This is a genomic window from Olsenella uli, assembly GCF_016900775.1.
In the GTDB taxonomy this organism is placed as follows: Bacteria; Actinomycetota; Coriobacteriia; order Coriobacteriales; family Atopobiaceae; genus Thermophilibacter; species Thermophilibacter uli_A.
This window is the reverse complement of the sequence record NZ_JACJKN010000001.1, coordinates 93,275-108,648: the sequence shown is the minus strand read 5'-3', so window position 1 is coordinate 108,648 and position 15,374 is coordinate 93,275. Positions and strand designations below refer to the sequence as shown.

Sequence of the window (15,374 nt, the reverse complement as noted above, 5' to 3'; positions counted from 1 at the left end):
TCACTGCTTCAAATATGGAGAAGCGTTCACAATTCGAACCCATCCTTGCGCAACAGATGTCCGGTCGATATAGTTGTTTCTTGCACGCACGCAGTGCACCCAATTGCGGGGTGGAGCAGTCTGGTAGCTCGTCGGGCTCATAACCCGAAGGTCGTAGGTTCAAATCCTGCCCCCGCGACCATACACAGTCAGCCCGGAGGTCATGCGACCTTCGGGCTTTTTCGTGCGCACGACCACCCCCGAGTTGCCGCGCACTCACGCACGTCCTTCTCGCGTTTTCCCGGTTGGGGGGGTTCGTCGAGGCCACGCGGGTACGCTCTGCCGCCGCTCTCGACCCGCGGCGGTTGTCCCGCTTCTGAAAATGGGGTTATGGCAGCCAGAGGCTCCTCGGCGTTGCGGCGGTGGGGGTTATGGCAGAAAACCCTCTGCCATAACCCCCAATTCGACAACACGCGCCAGAGAAACGCCAGATGGCGAGAAGGACCTCCTGCCACAACCCCATCTTCGGCAACGCCGCCTGCCGCCAAGCTGCCACGACCCCGTTTTTGAGAACAACGGGCGACGGCCCGGAGCACCCGGAGCCGCCGCCCGCACGCCGCACGTTCTTCTCGCCCGACGCTAGTACTCTGCCAGGCGCTCCTTGAACTGGTCGAGGAGGCGCTGGTTGAACTCGGGGCCTCCGTCCACGTTGGCGCTCATGAAGAGCGGCGGCTGGACGCCACGCTCAAGCAGGATGTCAATCGACTCCATGACCGCACAGTCCAGAAGCAGGCAGCCCGTGTAGAGCGAGGTGCCGCCCACGCGCGTGGAGAGGCCCTCCACCTCCAGCGCCGCGTCGCCGAAGGAGGACTTGTTGTCCAGCACCACGTCGGCGCACTCGAAGAGGCGCTTGCCGGACTTGGCGCGCGAGGTGCCGGCGCGAGAGACCTCAACCGCGGTCACGGCGATAACGGGCACCCCGGCCTCCCGCGCATGCGTCGCCAGCTCCACCGGCAGCGGGTTGCGGCCGGAGTTGGAGATTACCACGAGGCAGTCCTCGGGGCGCAGGTCCAGCTTGAGCCAGAACTGGTCCCCCACGCCGTCGATCATCTCGTAGATGCCCCAGGCGGGCTCGCGCACCACCTTGGTCTGGATGTAGCCGCCGGCGCGCCCGCAGATCTCGAGCGCGTTGGCGTGGCTGTGGCCGGAGCCAAAGGCGCGGATGATGCCGCCGCGCTCGACGGTGTCGGCAAAGATGACCGCAGCCCTATGCAGGGCGTCCTCCTGGCCGTCGAGGACCTCATCCAGGCGGCGCAGGACCTCCGCCTTGAAGCGCGCTGCCGTGTTGCCCATGCTCTCTCCTTTCCCCAGGACCGGCATCGCCGGCATTGCCGTTGAAAAGAGTGCGCCCCCTGCGCGCCCCCGACAACAAAACCGCTGTTGGCGAGAAGAACGTGACGCAGGGGGGCGCACTGTCAGCCGTGACGCCGCTACTTGACCTCGACGCCCCCCACGAAGGTGGTCGCGAGGGTCATGTCGGCGTTGAAGACCGTGAGGTCGGCGTCGCGGCCGGGCAGGATGAGGCCAAAGCGGTCGTCGATGCGCGCGGAGCGGGCGGCGACCTCGGTGGCCATGCGGATGGCCTGCTCGGCGGTCACGATCTGCCAGTCCACCATGTTCTTGACGCCCTCGGCGAGCGTGAGCACGGAGCCGGCGATCGACCCGGTGGTGCCGTCCCCGTTTCTCAGGTAGCAGAGGCCGCCCTTCATGACCACGGGCAGGCCGCCGGACATGTAGTCGCCCTCCGGCATGCCGCCACAGCCCAGGCAGTCCGTGATGAGGACCGTGTGCTCCCAGCCCTTGGCGTCCACGAGCGCCTTGATGGCGGCCGGCACGACGTGGCGGCCGTCGCAGATGATCTCGGCGTAGGTGTTCTTGGTGGTCATGGCGGCGCCCGTCACGCCCGGGTCGCGGTGATGCAGGCCGCGCTGGCCGTTGTAGGTGTGCACGAAGCAGCTCGCGCCCGCGTTCACGGCGGCGAGGGTCTCGTCATAGGTGGCGTCGGAGTGGCCGATGGAGGTCACCACGCCCATGGCGGCAAGCGCGGCGCAGTACGGGCACGCGCCCGCGCGCTCGGCCGCGAGGGCGCTCTTGACGATGCGCCCGCCGGCGACCTCCTGCCAGCGCTCGAAGACCTCGACCGAGGGGTCAATGAGGTAGGCGGGGTTCTGGGCGCCCACGTGGGCCTCCGTGAAGAACGGCCCCTCAAGGTAGATGCCGCCGATGCGCGCACCCACGAAGCCCTCCTCGCGTCCCTCGTCCGCCTGGGCGATGGCGGCGCAGGAGCCCTCGATCTGCTCGACGGACTCGGTGAAGGTGGTGGGCAGCCAGCAGGTGGTGCCGCGGCGAGCGAGCTCGACGCTCGAGGCGTTGATGCCCTCGGCCTCGCGGTCGGTGGTCGCGTGGTTGAAGAAGCCGTGGATGTGCGTGTCAACGAGGCCCGGGCCCACGACGCAGCCCGTGAGGTCGCGGACCTCGCAGTCCGGGGCGTCGGCGGACCACATGCCGAACTTCCCGTCCTCGACGGTGAGGTAGCCGCCCTGCATGGTGGCGCCGGGGAGTACGAAGCGGTCGGCCTTGATAGCAAACGTGCTCATTGATGCAACCTCCTTGATGGCTCGAATGCAACGACTACGAAGACGGCCTTTCCAGGTGCTCGAGATTCTCGCGAAGGCGGAGGCCATAGACCTTAGGGTCATGGCCGAACGCCCGAGCGAGAAGATCGGGTGCCTGGGAAGGCCGGACGGGTTAGTTACCCTGCGAACGGGTGGATGGTGACGCCCTTGACCACGCGGTTGACGGTGCCCGTCGGCGACGGGGTGTCGGGCGTGTTGCCCACGCGCACGGAGTTGAGCAGCGACACCGTCTGCGCGACCATGATGAACGGCAGCGCGAGGTAGCCCTCGGGCAGCGCGTCATAGCCGGCGAAGGTGAAGGACTCGCCCTCGAAGACCGGGCCGCAGTCCTGCTGGACGGCGATGGTCTTCTGCGCGATCTTGTCGCCGCCGATCTCGTTCAGGATATCGAGGTCATACTGGCGGGTGTACTCGTCGTTGTTCATGTAGACGAAGACGAGGGTCTTGTCGTCGACAAAGGACTTGGGCCCGTGGCGATAGCCCATGGAGCTGTCCCAGGAGGTGGCCACGAGGCCGTGCGCGAGCTCGAGGATCTTGAGCTGGCTCTCCTGGGCAAGGCCCACGAAGGAGCCCGATCCGAGGTAGGTCACGCGGTTGAAGTCGCCGGCCAGGAACGCGGCGACCTCGTCCTCGCGGGACACGACCTCCTCGCCCATCTTGGCAATCTGCTCGACCCAGGCGGCCTTCTCGTCGATCGACGCGGTATCGAAGATGAGCGTGGAGAGCAGCGTCATGCAGCTGTAGGAGCCGGTCATGGCAAAGCCCTTGTCGTTGGCGCGCGGGATGAGCAGCGTGAGCGCGCGCGGGTCGTCCGCGGACTCGACGGCGAGCTTGCCCTCGGGGGCGCAGGTGATGTTGAGGAAGCGGACGTTCTTCACGAACTTCCCGGCGATCTCGACGGCCGCCAGGGACTCGGGGCTGTTGCCGGAGCGCGCAAACGAGACGAGCAGCGTGGGCTCGTCGGGGTTCAGGAAGTCGCGCGGAGCGGAGACGATGTCCGTGGTAGCCACGGGCTTGAAGTCGTAGAGCGAGGCGTCGCCCGCATGGCGCAGGTAGGGGGCCGCCGTGTCGCCCACGTAGTCGGAGGTGCCGGCGCCGGTGAAGACGACGGAGAGACGGCCCTCGCCCATAGCGCGCGCCTCCGCGAGGAAGGCCTCGATGGCATCCAGGTTGGTCTTGTAGATGTTGAGGGTGTCCCTCCAGAGCTCGGGCTGCTGCGCGATCTCGGCGGTGGTGATGTCAGCGCCAAGGGAGGCGAGCTCCTCCTTGCTCTTCTCAAACATTGCGTGCTCCTTTCGAATCGACGGGACCGTGCAAAAGCGACTGTCGCTTTTGCACGCTAGGGAAGACGCTGGTGGTAGACCTTGTACTTGAACTGGTCTGCGCGGGCGACGGAGAGCGTGTACTCGATGACCTCGTTACTCGTGTTGTAGGTCGTGCGCACGAGATCGAGCACGGGCGCGCCCTCGGAGATGTCGAGCAGGTGGGCATCGGCGGGACGCGCCACGCTTGCGAAGAATTCCTCCTCGGCCACGCGGATCTTCTCGTGATAGACGTTCTCGATGATCTCGTAGAGCGGCATGCTGTCGAGAAGGGCGCGCTTGAGCGTCATGAACTTGCGCAGCGGCAGGTACGAGAGCTCGACCATCATGGGCGTGGCGTCCGCGGAGCGCAGGCGCTTGAGCTTGAACAGGCGCTCCCCCAGGCGGACGCCCATGCGCTCCGCGAGGTTCTTGTCGGCGTCGGTCTCGGAGAACTCGAGGATCGTGGTCTCGGGGACGCGCCCCAGCGAGCGCATGTGCTCGGTGAAGCTGTAGGACTGCATGAGGTTGGTGGCCTGCGTTGAGCGGTCGGCCACGAAGGTCCCCCTGCCGTGCTGGCGCACCACGAGCCCGAGTCGCTCGAGCTCGCTCAGGGCGAGACGGACCGTGGTGCGCGAGAGGCCGTAGCGCTCCGAGAGCACGCGCTCGGAGGGGAGAAGGTCGCCGGGCCTGAACTCCTGATCGATCTTCTCGGTCAGGATGTCGACCAGCTGGTCGTAGAGCGGCTGCTTCTTTGGCCTTGACACCATCTCTCCCCCTTTCGCATCGTGCGGCTCGGACGCGCCGTGGGCGCGGGCCTAGATCCCCTCGCCGTCCTCATCCTCGTCGTCGGAGCCGGCGGTGAGCGCCATGTGGCAGACGCCCTCCTTGCCCACCTCGACGGCCTCGGAGACCAGATCCTCGATCGTGGAGTCCTCGGTGCGCGACATCACGATGTCGATGAGCATCGGCAGGTTGGTGCCGGCCACGACGGAGATGTTGTCCTGCTCGGCCGTGATCATCATCGACTGGTTGAACGGGGTGCCGCCCATGAGGTCGCAGAAGACGAGGACGCCGTCGGTCTGGGCGCGCATGGCCTTGACGGCCTCGCGGAGCTTGTCGCCGTACTCGCCGGCGCCCGACTCCTCAAAGGGAACGATCTCGAAGGCCTGCTGCGGGCCCGCAATCATGTCGAGCGCGCTCTTGAGGCCGTTGGAGAACTGGCCGTGGCCCGTAAGGATGAATCCGATCATGGTAGCTCCCTTTCTTCCTCTCCCCGGCCCCGCCGAGGACTCGATGTAAACTGGTTTATAACCAGCGTTCCGCTAGTGTATCGTGACCGGCGCGCGTTTTACGACGAACGCCGGGTCGTGGTCAAATTCGTAAGTTCTTCAAACTGTCGCTTGTAGCGCTTGGCGTGGGTCTTGTCGCCCTTGTTGGCGTACTGCTTCCACAGGAGGAAGCAGAGCTTGCCCTTGAGCTCCGGAGAGGCGCTCTCGAGCATCCCCTCCATCTGCTGGATGTAGTCGTAGCGCTTGGAGAAGACGACGTCGTAGGTGAGCTGGCAGTCGGTGACGACGGCCGCCTCGGCGCCCTTGCAGGCCTTGAGTTGGGCGAGCGTCTCCTTGGCGCGGTCCTTGTTGCCGATCTGGGTGAAGTAGTTGAAGGCGATGGCGAGCGTCTGCGCCTGCCGCTTGGCGGAGCTGCGCATGCGGACGAGAAGCTCGATCATGCGCGTTGCCATCTCTTCGTTGCCCTGTGCCTGATAGCACATGAAGCGAAGGGAGTACTGGCGGTACGTCGTCATGGTCACGCGGGCGAGGACCTTGTCGAGCGAGGCGAGCGCCTGATCGTAGTGCCCGGTGTTGAAGAAGCCCTCGAACCTGGCCTCGTAGTAGCGCCTCCCCCCCTCTGTCACGACGAAGTAGGCGATGACGAGGACGAGAAACGCGATGACGTAGGGTTGCACGACGCAGCTGCCTTTCTAGAGAAAACGGGCGCGCATCTCGGGAGATAGGGCGGGAACCCTCCGGTCCCGGGCCGTGAGATGCGCGCCCGCTCAGCTTGTTGTCCAAAGGACGGGCGCAGTGCCCGGACGAGCCGGGCACCGCAGGGAGCTCTGGGGCTAGCCCTTGGCGACCCAGCCGAGGGCGCCGAGGACGATGCCGAGGATCAGGACGATGAAGATCGCCTTGGTCGAGGTCATGCCCTTCTTGCCGAGCAGCCAGTACACGAAGCCAACGAGCGCCGCCGGGACGAGCTTGGGGCAGATGACGTTGGCGATGTGCTGGAGGTCGACGGTGACGCCGCCGAGGTCGATCGGCGCGGTGATGACGATGCCCACGTTGGTGGACACGAGCGCGCCGACCATGAAGACGCCCATGACGGTTGCGGCGTCGGTGATGGCGTTGAGCTGGTCGGACATGGTGGTGACGAGCTTCATGCCCTGGTCGTAGGCGATGTAGGTCTGCTTGCAGCGGAACCAGTCGACCACGATGTTCACGGCAATCCAGATGAAGATGCCGAGCGGGTTGCCCTCCATGGCCATGTTGGCAGCGAGGGCGCCGAAGATCGTCGGGAGCAGCGAGCCGAAGATCGAGTCGCCGATGGAGGCGAGCGGGCCCATGAGGCCGGTCTTGAGGGAGGCGACGGTCTCCATGCCCTCCAGGCCCTCGGTCTCCTCGATGGCGAGGTCGATGCCCGTGATGATGGTGTTGAGGAAGTTCGAGGTGTTGAAGAACGGCGAGCACTGGGTGCGGCAGGCGGTCTTCAGGGCCTCGGTGTTGTCCCCATAGATCTTGCGAAGCTGCGGGAGGATGATCCACAGATAGCCGGAGTGCTGCATGCGCTCGTAGTTCCAGCCAGCCTGGAAGCCGACGAGGTTGCGGCGGTTGATCTGCTGGAAGTCAGCCTTTGTGAGCTTGTAGCCGGTGGTCTTAGAGCTCATCGTCGTCATCTCCCTCCATGCCAGCGGCAACGGCGGGCGCGGACGCCTGAGCCTGGTGCTGCTGGTAGTAGATGTAGGCCAGGGCGAAGCCGATGAGGGCGATCGTCAGCATGGACAGGCTGTTGTAGTCGCCACCGGCAACCTCGGCGCCAGCCGCGCCGGCAACCGTGGCCACGTCGCCAGCAACGCCGGCGATGTTGGTGAAGACGGTGCCGAGAAGGGCAGCAATGACGAAGCCGAGGATGAGGTACGCCACGTGCTTCTTGACGGGCAGGTAGCGGAGCAGGATGGCGAAGCCGACGGCCGGCAGCATGCCACCGGCGACGGTGAGGCCGGTGCCGAGCCAGGCGAGGTCGCCGTTGAGGGCGGCGGTGATGGCGTCAACCAGACCCTGGCCGAAGGCGAGGGCGAGGAAGACGGGGATCATGCGGGAGAGGCACCAGGAGACGGCACCCATCCAGTAGTGGAAGTTATAGGCGTTCCAGTCCATCTTCTCGACGTCGGCGTCGCAGGCGTGACCCCAGAAGGTGTTGGCCATACGACCGAGGATGTCGGTGTAGACGAGGATGGCGGCCACGGGCACGCCGAGGGCAGCAAGCGCCTGCTCCGGGTCCATCCCGGAGCTCACGGCGAAGGCCGTGGCGATCAGGGTGCCGGAGTTGGCGTCGATGCGGGAGGCACCGCCGAAGGTGCCGACGCCGAGGATGGTGAGCTGCATGCTACCACCGATGAAAAGACCCGTTGCCAGGTCGCCCATGATGAGGCCCGTAATGAAGCCGGAGAACACGGCGGAGCCGGCGCTGGAGTACCAGTGCAGCTCGTCCATGATCTGGAAGCCCGCATAGAGCGTAAGCAGAAGAATCTGCCACCACTGAATCATGGTTCTTTTCCTCCTTCTTGCAGTCTCGAACGATACGTACCACACGCTATGTCTTCGCGGTGCATCTCCCCTCACCGCTTAGCGCCAAGCTGGGTCCCTAGAGCTTGAAGGGCTCCGGGTTGTTCTGCGGGGTCAGCTGGATGACCATCGGGATGCCCATCGAGCTCAGCTCGGTGAGGGCGTCGACGTCATCCTGGCCGCAGTTGAGGTTGCGGTTGTAGCTCTTGGCGATGTTCATCGAGGTGATGTTGCCGAGGATGATCTCATCGAACTTCACGCCGGCCTTGGCAAGCTTGACGTAGACCTCGGGCTTCTTGACGACGATGAACAGACGCTGTGCGTCGTACTTGCCTGCGAGAATGTTGGCCGCGGCCTTCTCGACGGGCAGGACGGAGAGCTTGCAGGTGGCCGGGGTGGCCATGCGCAGGACCTGCTTCTGAACGGCATCCTCGGACACCTGATCGTCGACGACCATGAAGCGGCTGACCTGGCGGGCGTTCGCCCAGAGGTTGCCAACCTGGCCGTGAATCAGGCGGAAGTCGACACGTGCTCCAACGATCATGCTACTCAACTCCTTCTTTCTCGAGGTGGCTGATGAGGGGTGTGGAGCGCAGGGAGATGGAGTCGCTCACCGTCCCCTCGGTCTCAAACAGCACGAGCTCGTTGACGCCGGCGCGCGTCATGCCATGGGGCACGTAGAGCGTGGCAATGGGTCCGATCTCCCAGTACCTTCCCACGTTCGTCCCGTTGACAAAAGCGACGCCCTTGCCAAAGCCCGTAGTGTCTATATAGGTGTCGGCCGGCTCGTCGAGCGTGAACTCGAAGCGCGAGAAGGACGGCGTCCCCTCGGCCCAGCCGGCAGAGTAGTCGATCCCGGAGACGTCCTCGAGGGGCAGGCGATACTGCTCCCAGCCCAGGACGAAGTGCAGGTCCACGCAGACGCCGGTGCGGATGCCCTTGCGCTGCGTGTCGGCAAGGAACTTGTGGCCGTAGTTCACGCGGCCCATGTTCTCCACGAGGACGTCGAGCTGGTTGTCCTTCTCGGGGAGCGCATGGCGGATGTCCTCGCCGATGTGCTCCTGGTACTGCGTGGCCACGAGCGAGCCGTTCACGTAGACCTGCGCGCGGTCGCGGCCGTCCACCACGCGGATGCGCTCGGGCTCCGAGGTGTCGCGCTCGATCTGCGTGCGGTAGAGGACGTAGCCGTAGGACTGGCCCAGGTCCTCCATCGTCTGCGGGTAGAGCGAACTCACCGGGCTCGCGTCGAGGTTGTCGAGGTTCTCGAAGAGGCCGGCGCGGCCCGTGAGCTCGATTTTCTCGGCCGGAACGTCAACGGCGGCCTTGACCAGCGGATCGGCAGTCCAGTTGTCCGGGAAGAGGTCGCGCACCACGTCGCGCAGCTTGTACCACTTCTCGGTGGGGTTGCCCTCCTCGTTCAGGGGGGCGTCGTAATCATAGGAAGTGACCTGGTGCAGGTCGTGCGTGTGGCGGGCGGAGCAGCCGTTCATGAAGCCAAAGTTGGTGCCGCCGTGGAACATGTAGAGGTTGATCGACCCGCCGAGCTCCAGCAGCTCGCGCACGGAGTCCGCCAGGTCCTGGGCGTCGCGCGTGATGACGTTCTCGCCCCAGCGGTTGAACCAGCCGTCCCAGAACTCCATGCACATGAGGGGCCAGTCCTTGCCGTGCTCCTCGTGGAAGGCCTTGAGCTGGGCGAAGTTCTCGCCGGCGCGAGAGCCAAAGTTACCGGTGGCGAGCACGCCGTCATCGATGAGCGTGCCGGCGCGCAGGCACCCGCGCCACGGTCCGTCCGAGGTGCAGAGGGGCACGTCCACGCCGCGGGAGGTCATGAGGTCGCGGATGGCGCGCAGGTAGGTCTTGTCCTCGCCGTAGGATCCGTACTCGTTCTCCACCTGCATCATGATGATGTTGCCGCCGCGCGTGACCTGGCGCTCGGTGAGGATGGGCATGAGCGCGTCGTAGTAGGAGGCCACGCGCTCGAGGAAGCGCGGGTCGCGCGAGCGCGGGCGCATGGAGCGGTCGGCGAGCAGCCACGCGGGCAGGCCGCCCCACTCCCACTCCGCGCAGATGAACGGGCTCGGGCGCACGATGATCCACAGGCCGAGCTCCGCCGCCTCGTCGAGGAAGCGCGCGAGGTCGCAGATGCCCTCGAAGTCGAACTCCCCGGGGCGCGGCTCGTGGAGGTTCCACGGCACGTAGGTCTCGACGGTGTTGAAGCCCATCGCCTTGAGGTTGTAGAGGGAGTGGCGCCAGTCTGTGGGATGCACCCGGAAGTAGTGAATCGAGCCGGAGAGAATCCTGAACGGCTCTCCGTCGAGTAGGAACTCCTTCTTCACCTCAAAGGTATGCATTCCGCTCCCTCACGCCCGACAATATGAAAGACCGAACTTGTTGCCAACGATTTGGCGGCATGCGGTCACGGTAGCCATGATACACGTTCTCCTCATAGTTATCGCGGAAATGTGGAGAACGCTTTGAGTGGTAGGTTTTTGCCGCTAAACGGTAATCCGGGGTTTACGCAGGTAAATATGTCCGTTACCGCCCAGAAACGCTCGTTTATGGCCTCTAACCTGCTCATAAACTGGTAGTAACAACTCTATCAGTTGCCTGCTGGTCTTAGTTTGATAAGACCACTCTGAAATCGATATCATGTCGTGTAATGTGATTTGCGTGCTGCATCGGGGACCGGAAAACCCGCCCAGGGCGGCGCCGGAAACGGCCTATGATGCGTCCGCACCCGAGGCGCCCTCGCCCTCGGTGCTCGGCGACCACGTCCCGTCAAGGACGCTCGCCCACGTGGCGAGAAGTGCCGCGCGGTCAGGGACGACCGGGTCCCCCACGTCGGGCAGGCCCTCGGGATCTGCCACGTCGGAGCGCGCCGGCCGCGCGAGCGCGTCTGCTGCAAGCCGCTCCTGGCACTCCCTCCCCGTCACAAAGTCAACCCAGGCGCGCGCCTGCCGGAGGTTGGCGCAGCCGGCCACAATGGCCGTGCAGACGCAGGTCACGCACGGCCCCTCCGCAGGATAGACGGGCTCGGGAGCGGGCGGCTCGAGGAGGAGCGCCTGCATGGCGCGCTGCTCGGACGTGAGCGCAACGGCACGTTCTTCTCGCCCCAAGACGTCGAGCGCGTCCTCGCGCACGACGAGCGCGCCGCCCGCGAGCAGACCTCCCACGCACTCCCGCGGCGCGTCCGCGCCGCGTACGGAGAGGCCTGAGACAACGCCCGCCAGGTGCGCGAGCCCCCGCGCGCTCGCGGACGGGTCCTCCATCGCCACGAGGCCGGCCGCGCGCTCGTCGAGCAGCGCCTCGTAGCCCGTGACGTCGAGGTCTCCCGCCGCGCCCTCATCCACCGCGATCACGGCGACGTCGCGCGTCACGGGCGTGATGCGCCCGCCAACGCTCCGGCAGCCCTCCCGCATGACGCCGTTCTCGCCCGAGATGTACTCCTCGAGGCGGCCCTCCGACCCAACGTACCAGCTCGGGTCCGCGCCCCACACCACGTCGGGGGCAGGCTCGAGGGGGTCACCCGTGCCTTCCGCCGAGCCGCTCCCGTACCAGGAGAGCAGCTCGGCGTCCGCGCAGGGCACGATGCGCACCGCCACGCCCGTCTTCTCCATGAAGGCGGGGAGCGCGGCGTTGATGAGCGCCTCCGGGCACGAGGTCCTGAGCACGAGCTTGCCGCCGAGCTTGCCCGCGAGCGGGTTCGTGGCGGCGGGCTCGGAGCTCACGGCCCCGTCGTCGCCGGCGGCGCACCCGGAAAGCCCCGCCGCCGCGCAGGCGGCGCCGAGCGCGGCCGTGCCGAGGAGCGCCCTTCTCGTCAGCGCGTGCGCCACGCCCTACAGCCCCTCCAAGATCTCGCGCATGACGCGCTGGACCGCATGGTCGGAGTTGCGCCCGATGACGCGCTGGCCGATCTGGCGCACGGCGTAGCGCGCGTTCTCCATCACGTAGGGGTGCCCCACGTAGCGCAGCATCGCGTAGTCGTTCATGGAGTCGCCAAAGGCCACCACCTCGTCGGGGCTGATTCCCCAGTAGCGCATGACCTGCTCGAGGCCTGTGGCCTTGTTCACGTGGCGCGGCACCACGTCGATCCAGCGCGAGCCGCTCGGCAGGAAGGTGAACCACTCGGAGAGCTCCCGCTCGAGCACGTAGGCCATGTCCATGAGCTGGTCTGGGTACTCGCAGCACAGCGCCGCCTTGATGATGCTCACGTCCGGCGAGGGCGGGTCGAAGACACGCTCGGCGTTGGGGAGGTCCTTGTCCAGCTCGCGCAGGTAGGCGCTCTGGTCGTTGAGCAGGTAGGTGTGCGTGGCGTCGTAGAGCGCGAGGTGCAGGCAGTCAAAGAGCTGCGTGGTCTCAAAGAGGCGCATCACCGAGAGCGTGGAGAAGACCTCGCGGTCGAGCAGCCGACCGTCCGCATAGACCTGCGTGCCGAGCGAGGCCACGTAGTCCATCCGGTCCGCAACGGGCTCGAAGAGCCACCGCAGCGTGTCGTAGCGGCGGCCGGAGCTCGCCACAAAGCGCACGCCCTTGTCCGCGAGCGCGGAGACGAGCTCGTAGGTCTCCTCGGGGACCTTCGAGTCGTCATCGAGCAGGGTGCCGTCCATGTCTGACGCGATGAGCTTGATCATGTGACCCCTTCCTGAAAAACCTGACAAACGCCCCGGGCACCTTTGTCATGAGAGAAACGCGGGCATCTCTCCGGCGCGGGCGGCGCGGGCAACCTCAAAGAGCGCGTCGGCCACGCCCTCGTCGGCGCTCGCCCCCACGCGATAGTTGGCGCAGCGCAGCACCTCCTCGGTGGCGTTTGCCACGGCGACGGAGTGGCGCACCTTGCCCAGGATGGCAAGGTCGTTCTCGGCGTCGCCAAAGACGGCCACCTCGTCGGGCGTGATGTGCAGCGCGTCAAGAAGAACCTCGAGGCCGTCGGCCTTGGAGACGCCCTTGGGCAGCACGTCAAACCACTGCGGGATGGGCGAGACGATGTCGACCTCCGGCACCGCCTCGGTGATGAGCGCGCGGCAGCGCTCCATGCGCTCGGGCGCGCCCTTGCAGGCGATGGTGGCCGCGATGAAGGGCTCGTCGGGGACCTCGTCCACCACGCCGCCGTTGAAGCTCGTCAGCCCCTCGAAGAAGGCAAGCTCCTCGGAGGTGGTGCCCACCCCGTAGGCGGGGTTCAGGAGGTTGGTCTCGGCGGGGTAGCAGATGAGGAACATGCCCTGTTCGGGGCGCAGGACCTCGTCGATGCGCACGAGCACGTCGTGGTCGAAGGTCACGGTGCGGACGTACTCCCCGTCCACGCGGACGCGCTTGCCGTTGGAGAAGATGCCGGACATGAAGCAGGTCTCGTCCATGTTGAAGAAGCGCATCAGCTCCACGTAGTCGCGCCCGGTGGCCGGGCCAAAGCGCACGCCGGCGTCGAGCACCTCGTGGATGGCCTCGACGGTGCGCGGGCTCGCGGTGCGGGCACCAAGGGGGACGAGGGTGTTGTCCATGTCGGAGAGGACGAGCTTGATCACGCGATACCTCCTAGGAAGCGCTCGGGAGCGCGTCGAAGCGGTCGATGCTCATGAGAATCTGCTCGAGGTCCACAAGCGCGCTCAGGCGCACCACACGCATGCCGCCGGCCCACACGTCGAGGTCGCGGTAGCCGGACGCCTTGCGGAAGCCCACCCACTCCATGCGCTCGATCTCGTCGTAGCGCACCTCGACGTCATGCCCCGCGAAGGGGGTGACGACCATATGGCCCTCGAAGGTCGAGACCTTGTAGCGGGAGAGCACGAGCCAGATCAGAAACGCGGTCACGATGAACGCGTCGAAGAACGCAAGGACCTCGGGCGGGTCGGCCACAAACACGCTCGAGGTGCAGAGCCAGCCCAGGAAGAGCCCCATCACGCCCATGAAGGCCATCATGAGCACGAGCGACCTCGTGAACGCCACGGGGATGACGTAGGTGTCATGTCGGCTGTGATGGCGCTCCGTGATGCGCACGCTGCCAAGCCGCATGAGCGCGATCGAGGCAAGCGGCACCGCCACGGCCACCATCACGAGAAGGGCGATCCACATCCCGCTACTCCCCCGCCCCGGCGGGCGCGGCGAACTTGGCAACGAGGCGCTCGAGCAGGTCAACCGTCACCTCGAGGCTGCTCACGGGGATGAACTCGCGCACCGAGTGCGCGTTGTAGCCGCCCGTCGCGATGTTGGGGCAGGGCAGCCCCCGGAAGGTGAGCTGCGCGCCGTCGGTGCCGCCGCGCGCGGGCACCACCACGGGCTCGATCCCGACCTCGCGGTTGGCGGCAAGGGCAAAGTCCACGAGGCAGCGGTCCTCGGGGCCGAACTTCTCGGCCATGTTGCGGTACTGCTCGCGGATGCTCACGGTGACGGTGCCCTCGCCGTAGCGGGCGTTGAGGAAGTCCGCCACGTCATGCATGGTCTTCTCGCGCCGCGCGAAGTCCTCGGCGTCGAAGTCGCGCAGGATGTAGGTGAGCGTGACCTCGGAGGCGGTGCCCTCGATGTCCGTGGGGTGGTAGTAGCCCTCGCGCCCCTCCGTGTGCTCGGGGCGCTCCGCCGCCGGGATCATCCGCTGATACTCGGCCGCCACGGTGATGGCGTTCACCATGACGTTCTTGGCGCTGCCCGGATGGACCATCACGCCGCGCACGCGGACCGTGGCCTCGCTCGCCGAGAAGCACTCGAAGTTGAGCTCGCCGAGGGTCTCGCCGTCGACGGTGTAGCCCCAGCGGGCACCGAGCGCCTCGAGGTCGAGCAGCGCGGCACCGTGGCCGATTTCCTCGTCCGGCACGAAGGCCGCCTTGATGGCGGGGTGCGGGAGCTCGGGGTGGGCCGCCAGGCGGGCGAGAAGGGCCATGATCTCGGCCACGCCCGCCTTGTCGTCCGCCGAGAGCAGCGTGGTGCCGTCCGAGCAGACGATGTCCTGGCCCTTGAGGTGCGCGAGGTCGGGCACCTGCTCGGGCGTGGTCTGGACCGGCTCGCCGTCGACGACGCCCGCGACGAGCGGGCCGCCCTCGTAGCGCACGACGTGCGGCTTGACGCCCGCGGCCGGCGCGTCCGGCGAGGAGTCCACGTGCGCGCAGAGCATGAGGGCGGGCGCCGCCTCGGCGCCGGCGGAGGCGGGCAGGGTGCCCGTGACGTAGGCGTACTCGTCGGCCGTCACGTCCACGCAGCCAATCGCCCTGAGGTCGTCCGCCAGGACGCGCGCCATGTCGTGCTGGCGCGGCGTGGATGGGGTGACGTCCATGTTGGCCGGATCGGACTGGGAGTCCACCTGAACGTAGCGCAAGAACCGCTCGAGCACGTCTGACACGGGGCACCTCCGAGGTCGCGTTTTTCTCGCCTGCTAGTCTAGCGCACGCGTCCCGACAATGGCGACCGTCCTGACAAAGGTGACCGGGTCGTTTGTCATGATTTTCATGACAAACGACCCGGTCACCTTTGTCAGGACGGATACGTACACGCCTCCTCCGGATACGTACACGCATCGGCCTCCAAAGACGTTGCCCCTCAGAAAGAATCAGCAGGTAGAGGCAGCAACG

Annotated in this window: 15 protein-coding genes and 1 tRNA gene; 1 reads left to right on the top strand and 15 read right to left on the bottom strand. The window is 66.3% G+C overall.

Features of this window, described 5'->3' with window-relative positions; translation table 11 throughout:
• The first annotated feature begins 104 nt into the window (after nt 1-104).
• Nucleotides 105-181, top strand: a tRNA-Met gene (locus H6A23_RS00525).
• A 437-nt stretch (nt 182-618) separates the two neighbouring features.
• Here the strand turns inward: H6A23_RS00525 and H6A23_RS00520 are convergent.
• The 15 genes from H6A23_RS00520 to pepT all read right to left on the bottom strand — a co-directional run bounded on the left by H6A23_RS00520 (nt 619) and on the right by pepT (nt 15,145).
• Entirely contained in the window at nt 619-1,332 is a 714-nt protein-coding gene (locus H6A23_RS00520) for an SIS domain-containing protein (protein WP_286165699.1), read from the bottom strand.
• 137 nt (nt 1,333-1,469) lie between these two features.
• Nucleotides 1,470-2,636 carry an N-acetylglucosamine-6-phosphate deacetylase gene (gene nagA / locus H6A23_RS00515; protein ID WP_204830250.1) on the bottom strand — a complete coding sequence of 389 codons (1,167 nt, stop codon included), beginning with the start codon at nt 2,634-2,636 and terminating at the stop codon, nt 1,470-1,472.
• Nucleotides 2,637-2,791: 155 nt separating this feature from the next.
• On the bottom strand, nt 2,792-3,958 hold the full coding sequence (gene agaS / locus H6A23_RS00510) for an SIS domain-containing protein (RefSeq protein ID WP_204830249.1): 1,167 nt from the start codon (nt 3,956-3,958) through the stop codon (nt 2,792-2,794).
• Between the two features lie 56 nt (nt 3,959-4,014).
• Nucleotides 4,015-4,746: a GntR family transcriptional regulator gene (locus H6A23_RS00505; RefSeq protein ID WP_204830248.1), complete on the bottom strand. Its 732-nt coding sequence runs from the start codon at nt 4,744-4,746 to the stop codon at nt 4,015-4,017.
• Between the two features lie 48 nt (nt 4,747-4,794).
• Nucleotides 4,795-5,229 (bottom strand): PTS sugar transporter subunit IIA, encoded by a 435-nt coding sequence (locus H6A23_RS00500; RefSeq protein ID WP_204830247.1) that lies wholly within the window; start codon nt 5,227-5,229, stop codon nt 4,795-4,797.
• Nucleotides 5,230-5,327: 98 nt separating this feature from the next.
• Nucleotides 5,328-5,945 carry a hypothetical protein gene (locus H6A23_RS00495; RefSeq protein ID WP_204830246.1) on the bottom strand — a complete coding sequence of 206 codons (618 nt, stop codon included), beginning with the start codon at nt 5,943-5,945 and terminating at the stop codon, nt 5,328-5,330.
• Between the two features lie 156 nt (nt 5,946-6,101).
• Entirely contained in the window at nt 6,102-6,932 is an 831-nt protein-coding gene (locus H6A23_RS00490; RefSeq protein ID WP_204830245.1) for a PTS system mannose/fructose/sorbose family transporter subunit IID, read from the bottom strand.
• Nucleotides 6,913-7,803 (bottom strand): PTS mannose/fructose/sorbose/N-acetylgalactosamine transporter subunit IIC, encoded by an 891-nt coding sequence (locus H6A23_RS00485; protein ID WP_204830244.1) that lies wholly within the window; start codon nt 7,801-7,803, stop codon nt 6,913-6,915. The genes H6A23_RS00490 and H6A23_RS00485 overlap by 20 nt, the downstream gene beginning before the upstream one ends.
• A gap of 97 nt (nt 7,804-7,900) precedes the next feature.
• Nucleotides 7,901-8,365 (bottom strand): PTS sugar transporter subunit IIB, encoded by a 465-nt coding sequence (locus H6A23_RS00480; RefSeq protein WP_204830243.1) that lies wholly within the window; start codon nt 8,363-8,365, stop codon nt 7,901-7,903.
• A gap of 1 nt (nt 8,366) precedes the next feature.
• Nucleotides 8,367-10,172, bottom strand: coding sequence for a glycoside hydrolase family 35 protein (locus H6A23_RS00475; protein ID WP_204830242.1), 1,806 nt, complete (start codon nt 10,170-10,172; stop codon nt 8,367-8,369).
• A gap of 369 nt (nt 10,173-10,541) precedes the next feature.
• Nucleotides 10,542-11,654: an ABC transporter substrate-binding protein gene (locus H6A23_RS00470; RefSeq protein ID WP_204830241.1), complete on the bottom strand. Its 1,113-nt coding sequence runs from the start codon at nt 11,652-11,654 to the stop codon at nt 10,542-10,544.
• A gap of 3 nt (nt 11,655-11,657) precedes the next feature.
• Nucleotides 11,658-12,452, bottom strand: coding sequence for an HAD family hydrolase (locus H6A23_RS00465; protein ID WP_204830240.1), 795 nt, complete (start codon nt 12,450-12,452; stop codon nt 11,658-11,660).
• Between the two features lie 45 nt (nt 12,453-12,497).
• On the bottom strand, nt 12,498-13,340 hold the full coding sequence (locus H6A23_RS00460; protein ID WP_204830239.1) for an HAD family hydrolase: 843 nt from the start codon (nt 13,338-13,340) through the stop codon (nt 12,498-12,500).
• A gap of 10 nt (nt 13,341-13,350) precedes the next feature.
• The gene (locus H6A23_RS00455; RefSeq protein WP_204830238.1) at nt 13,351-13,887 is read right to left on the bottom strand and encodes a hypothetical protein; all 537 of its coding nucleotides are present in this window, start codon (nt 13,885-13,887) and stop codon (nt 13,351-13,353) included.
• 4 nt (nt 13,888-13,891) lie between these two features.
• Nucleotides 13,892-15,145 carry a peptidase T gene (gene pepT / locus H6A23_RS00450; protein WP_204830237.1) on the bottom strand — a complete coding sequence of 418 codons (1,254 nt, stop codon included), beginning with the start codon at nt 15,143-15,145 and terminating at the stop codon, nt 13,892-13,894.
• Nucleotides 15,146-15,374 lie beyond the last annotated feature (229 nt).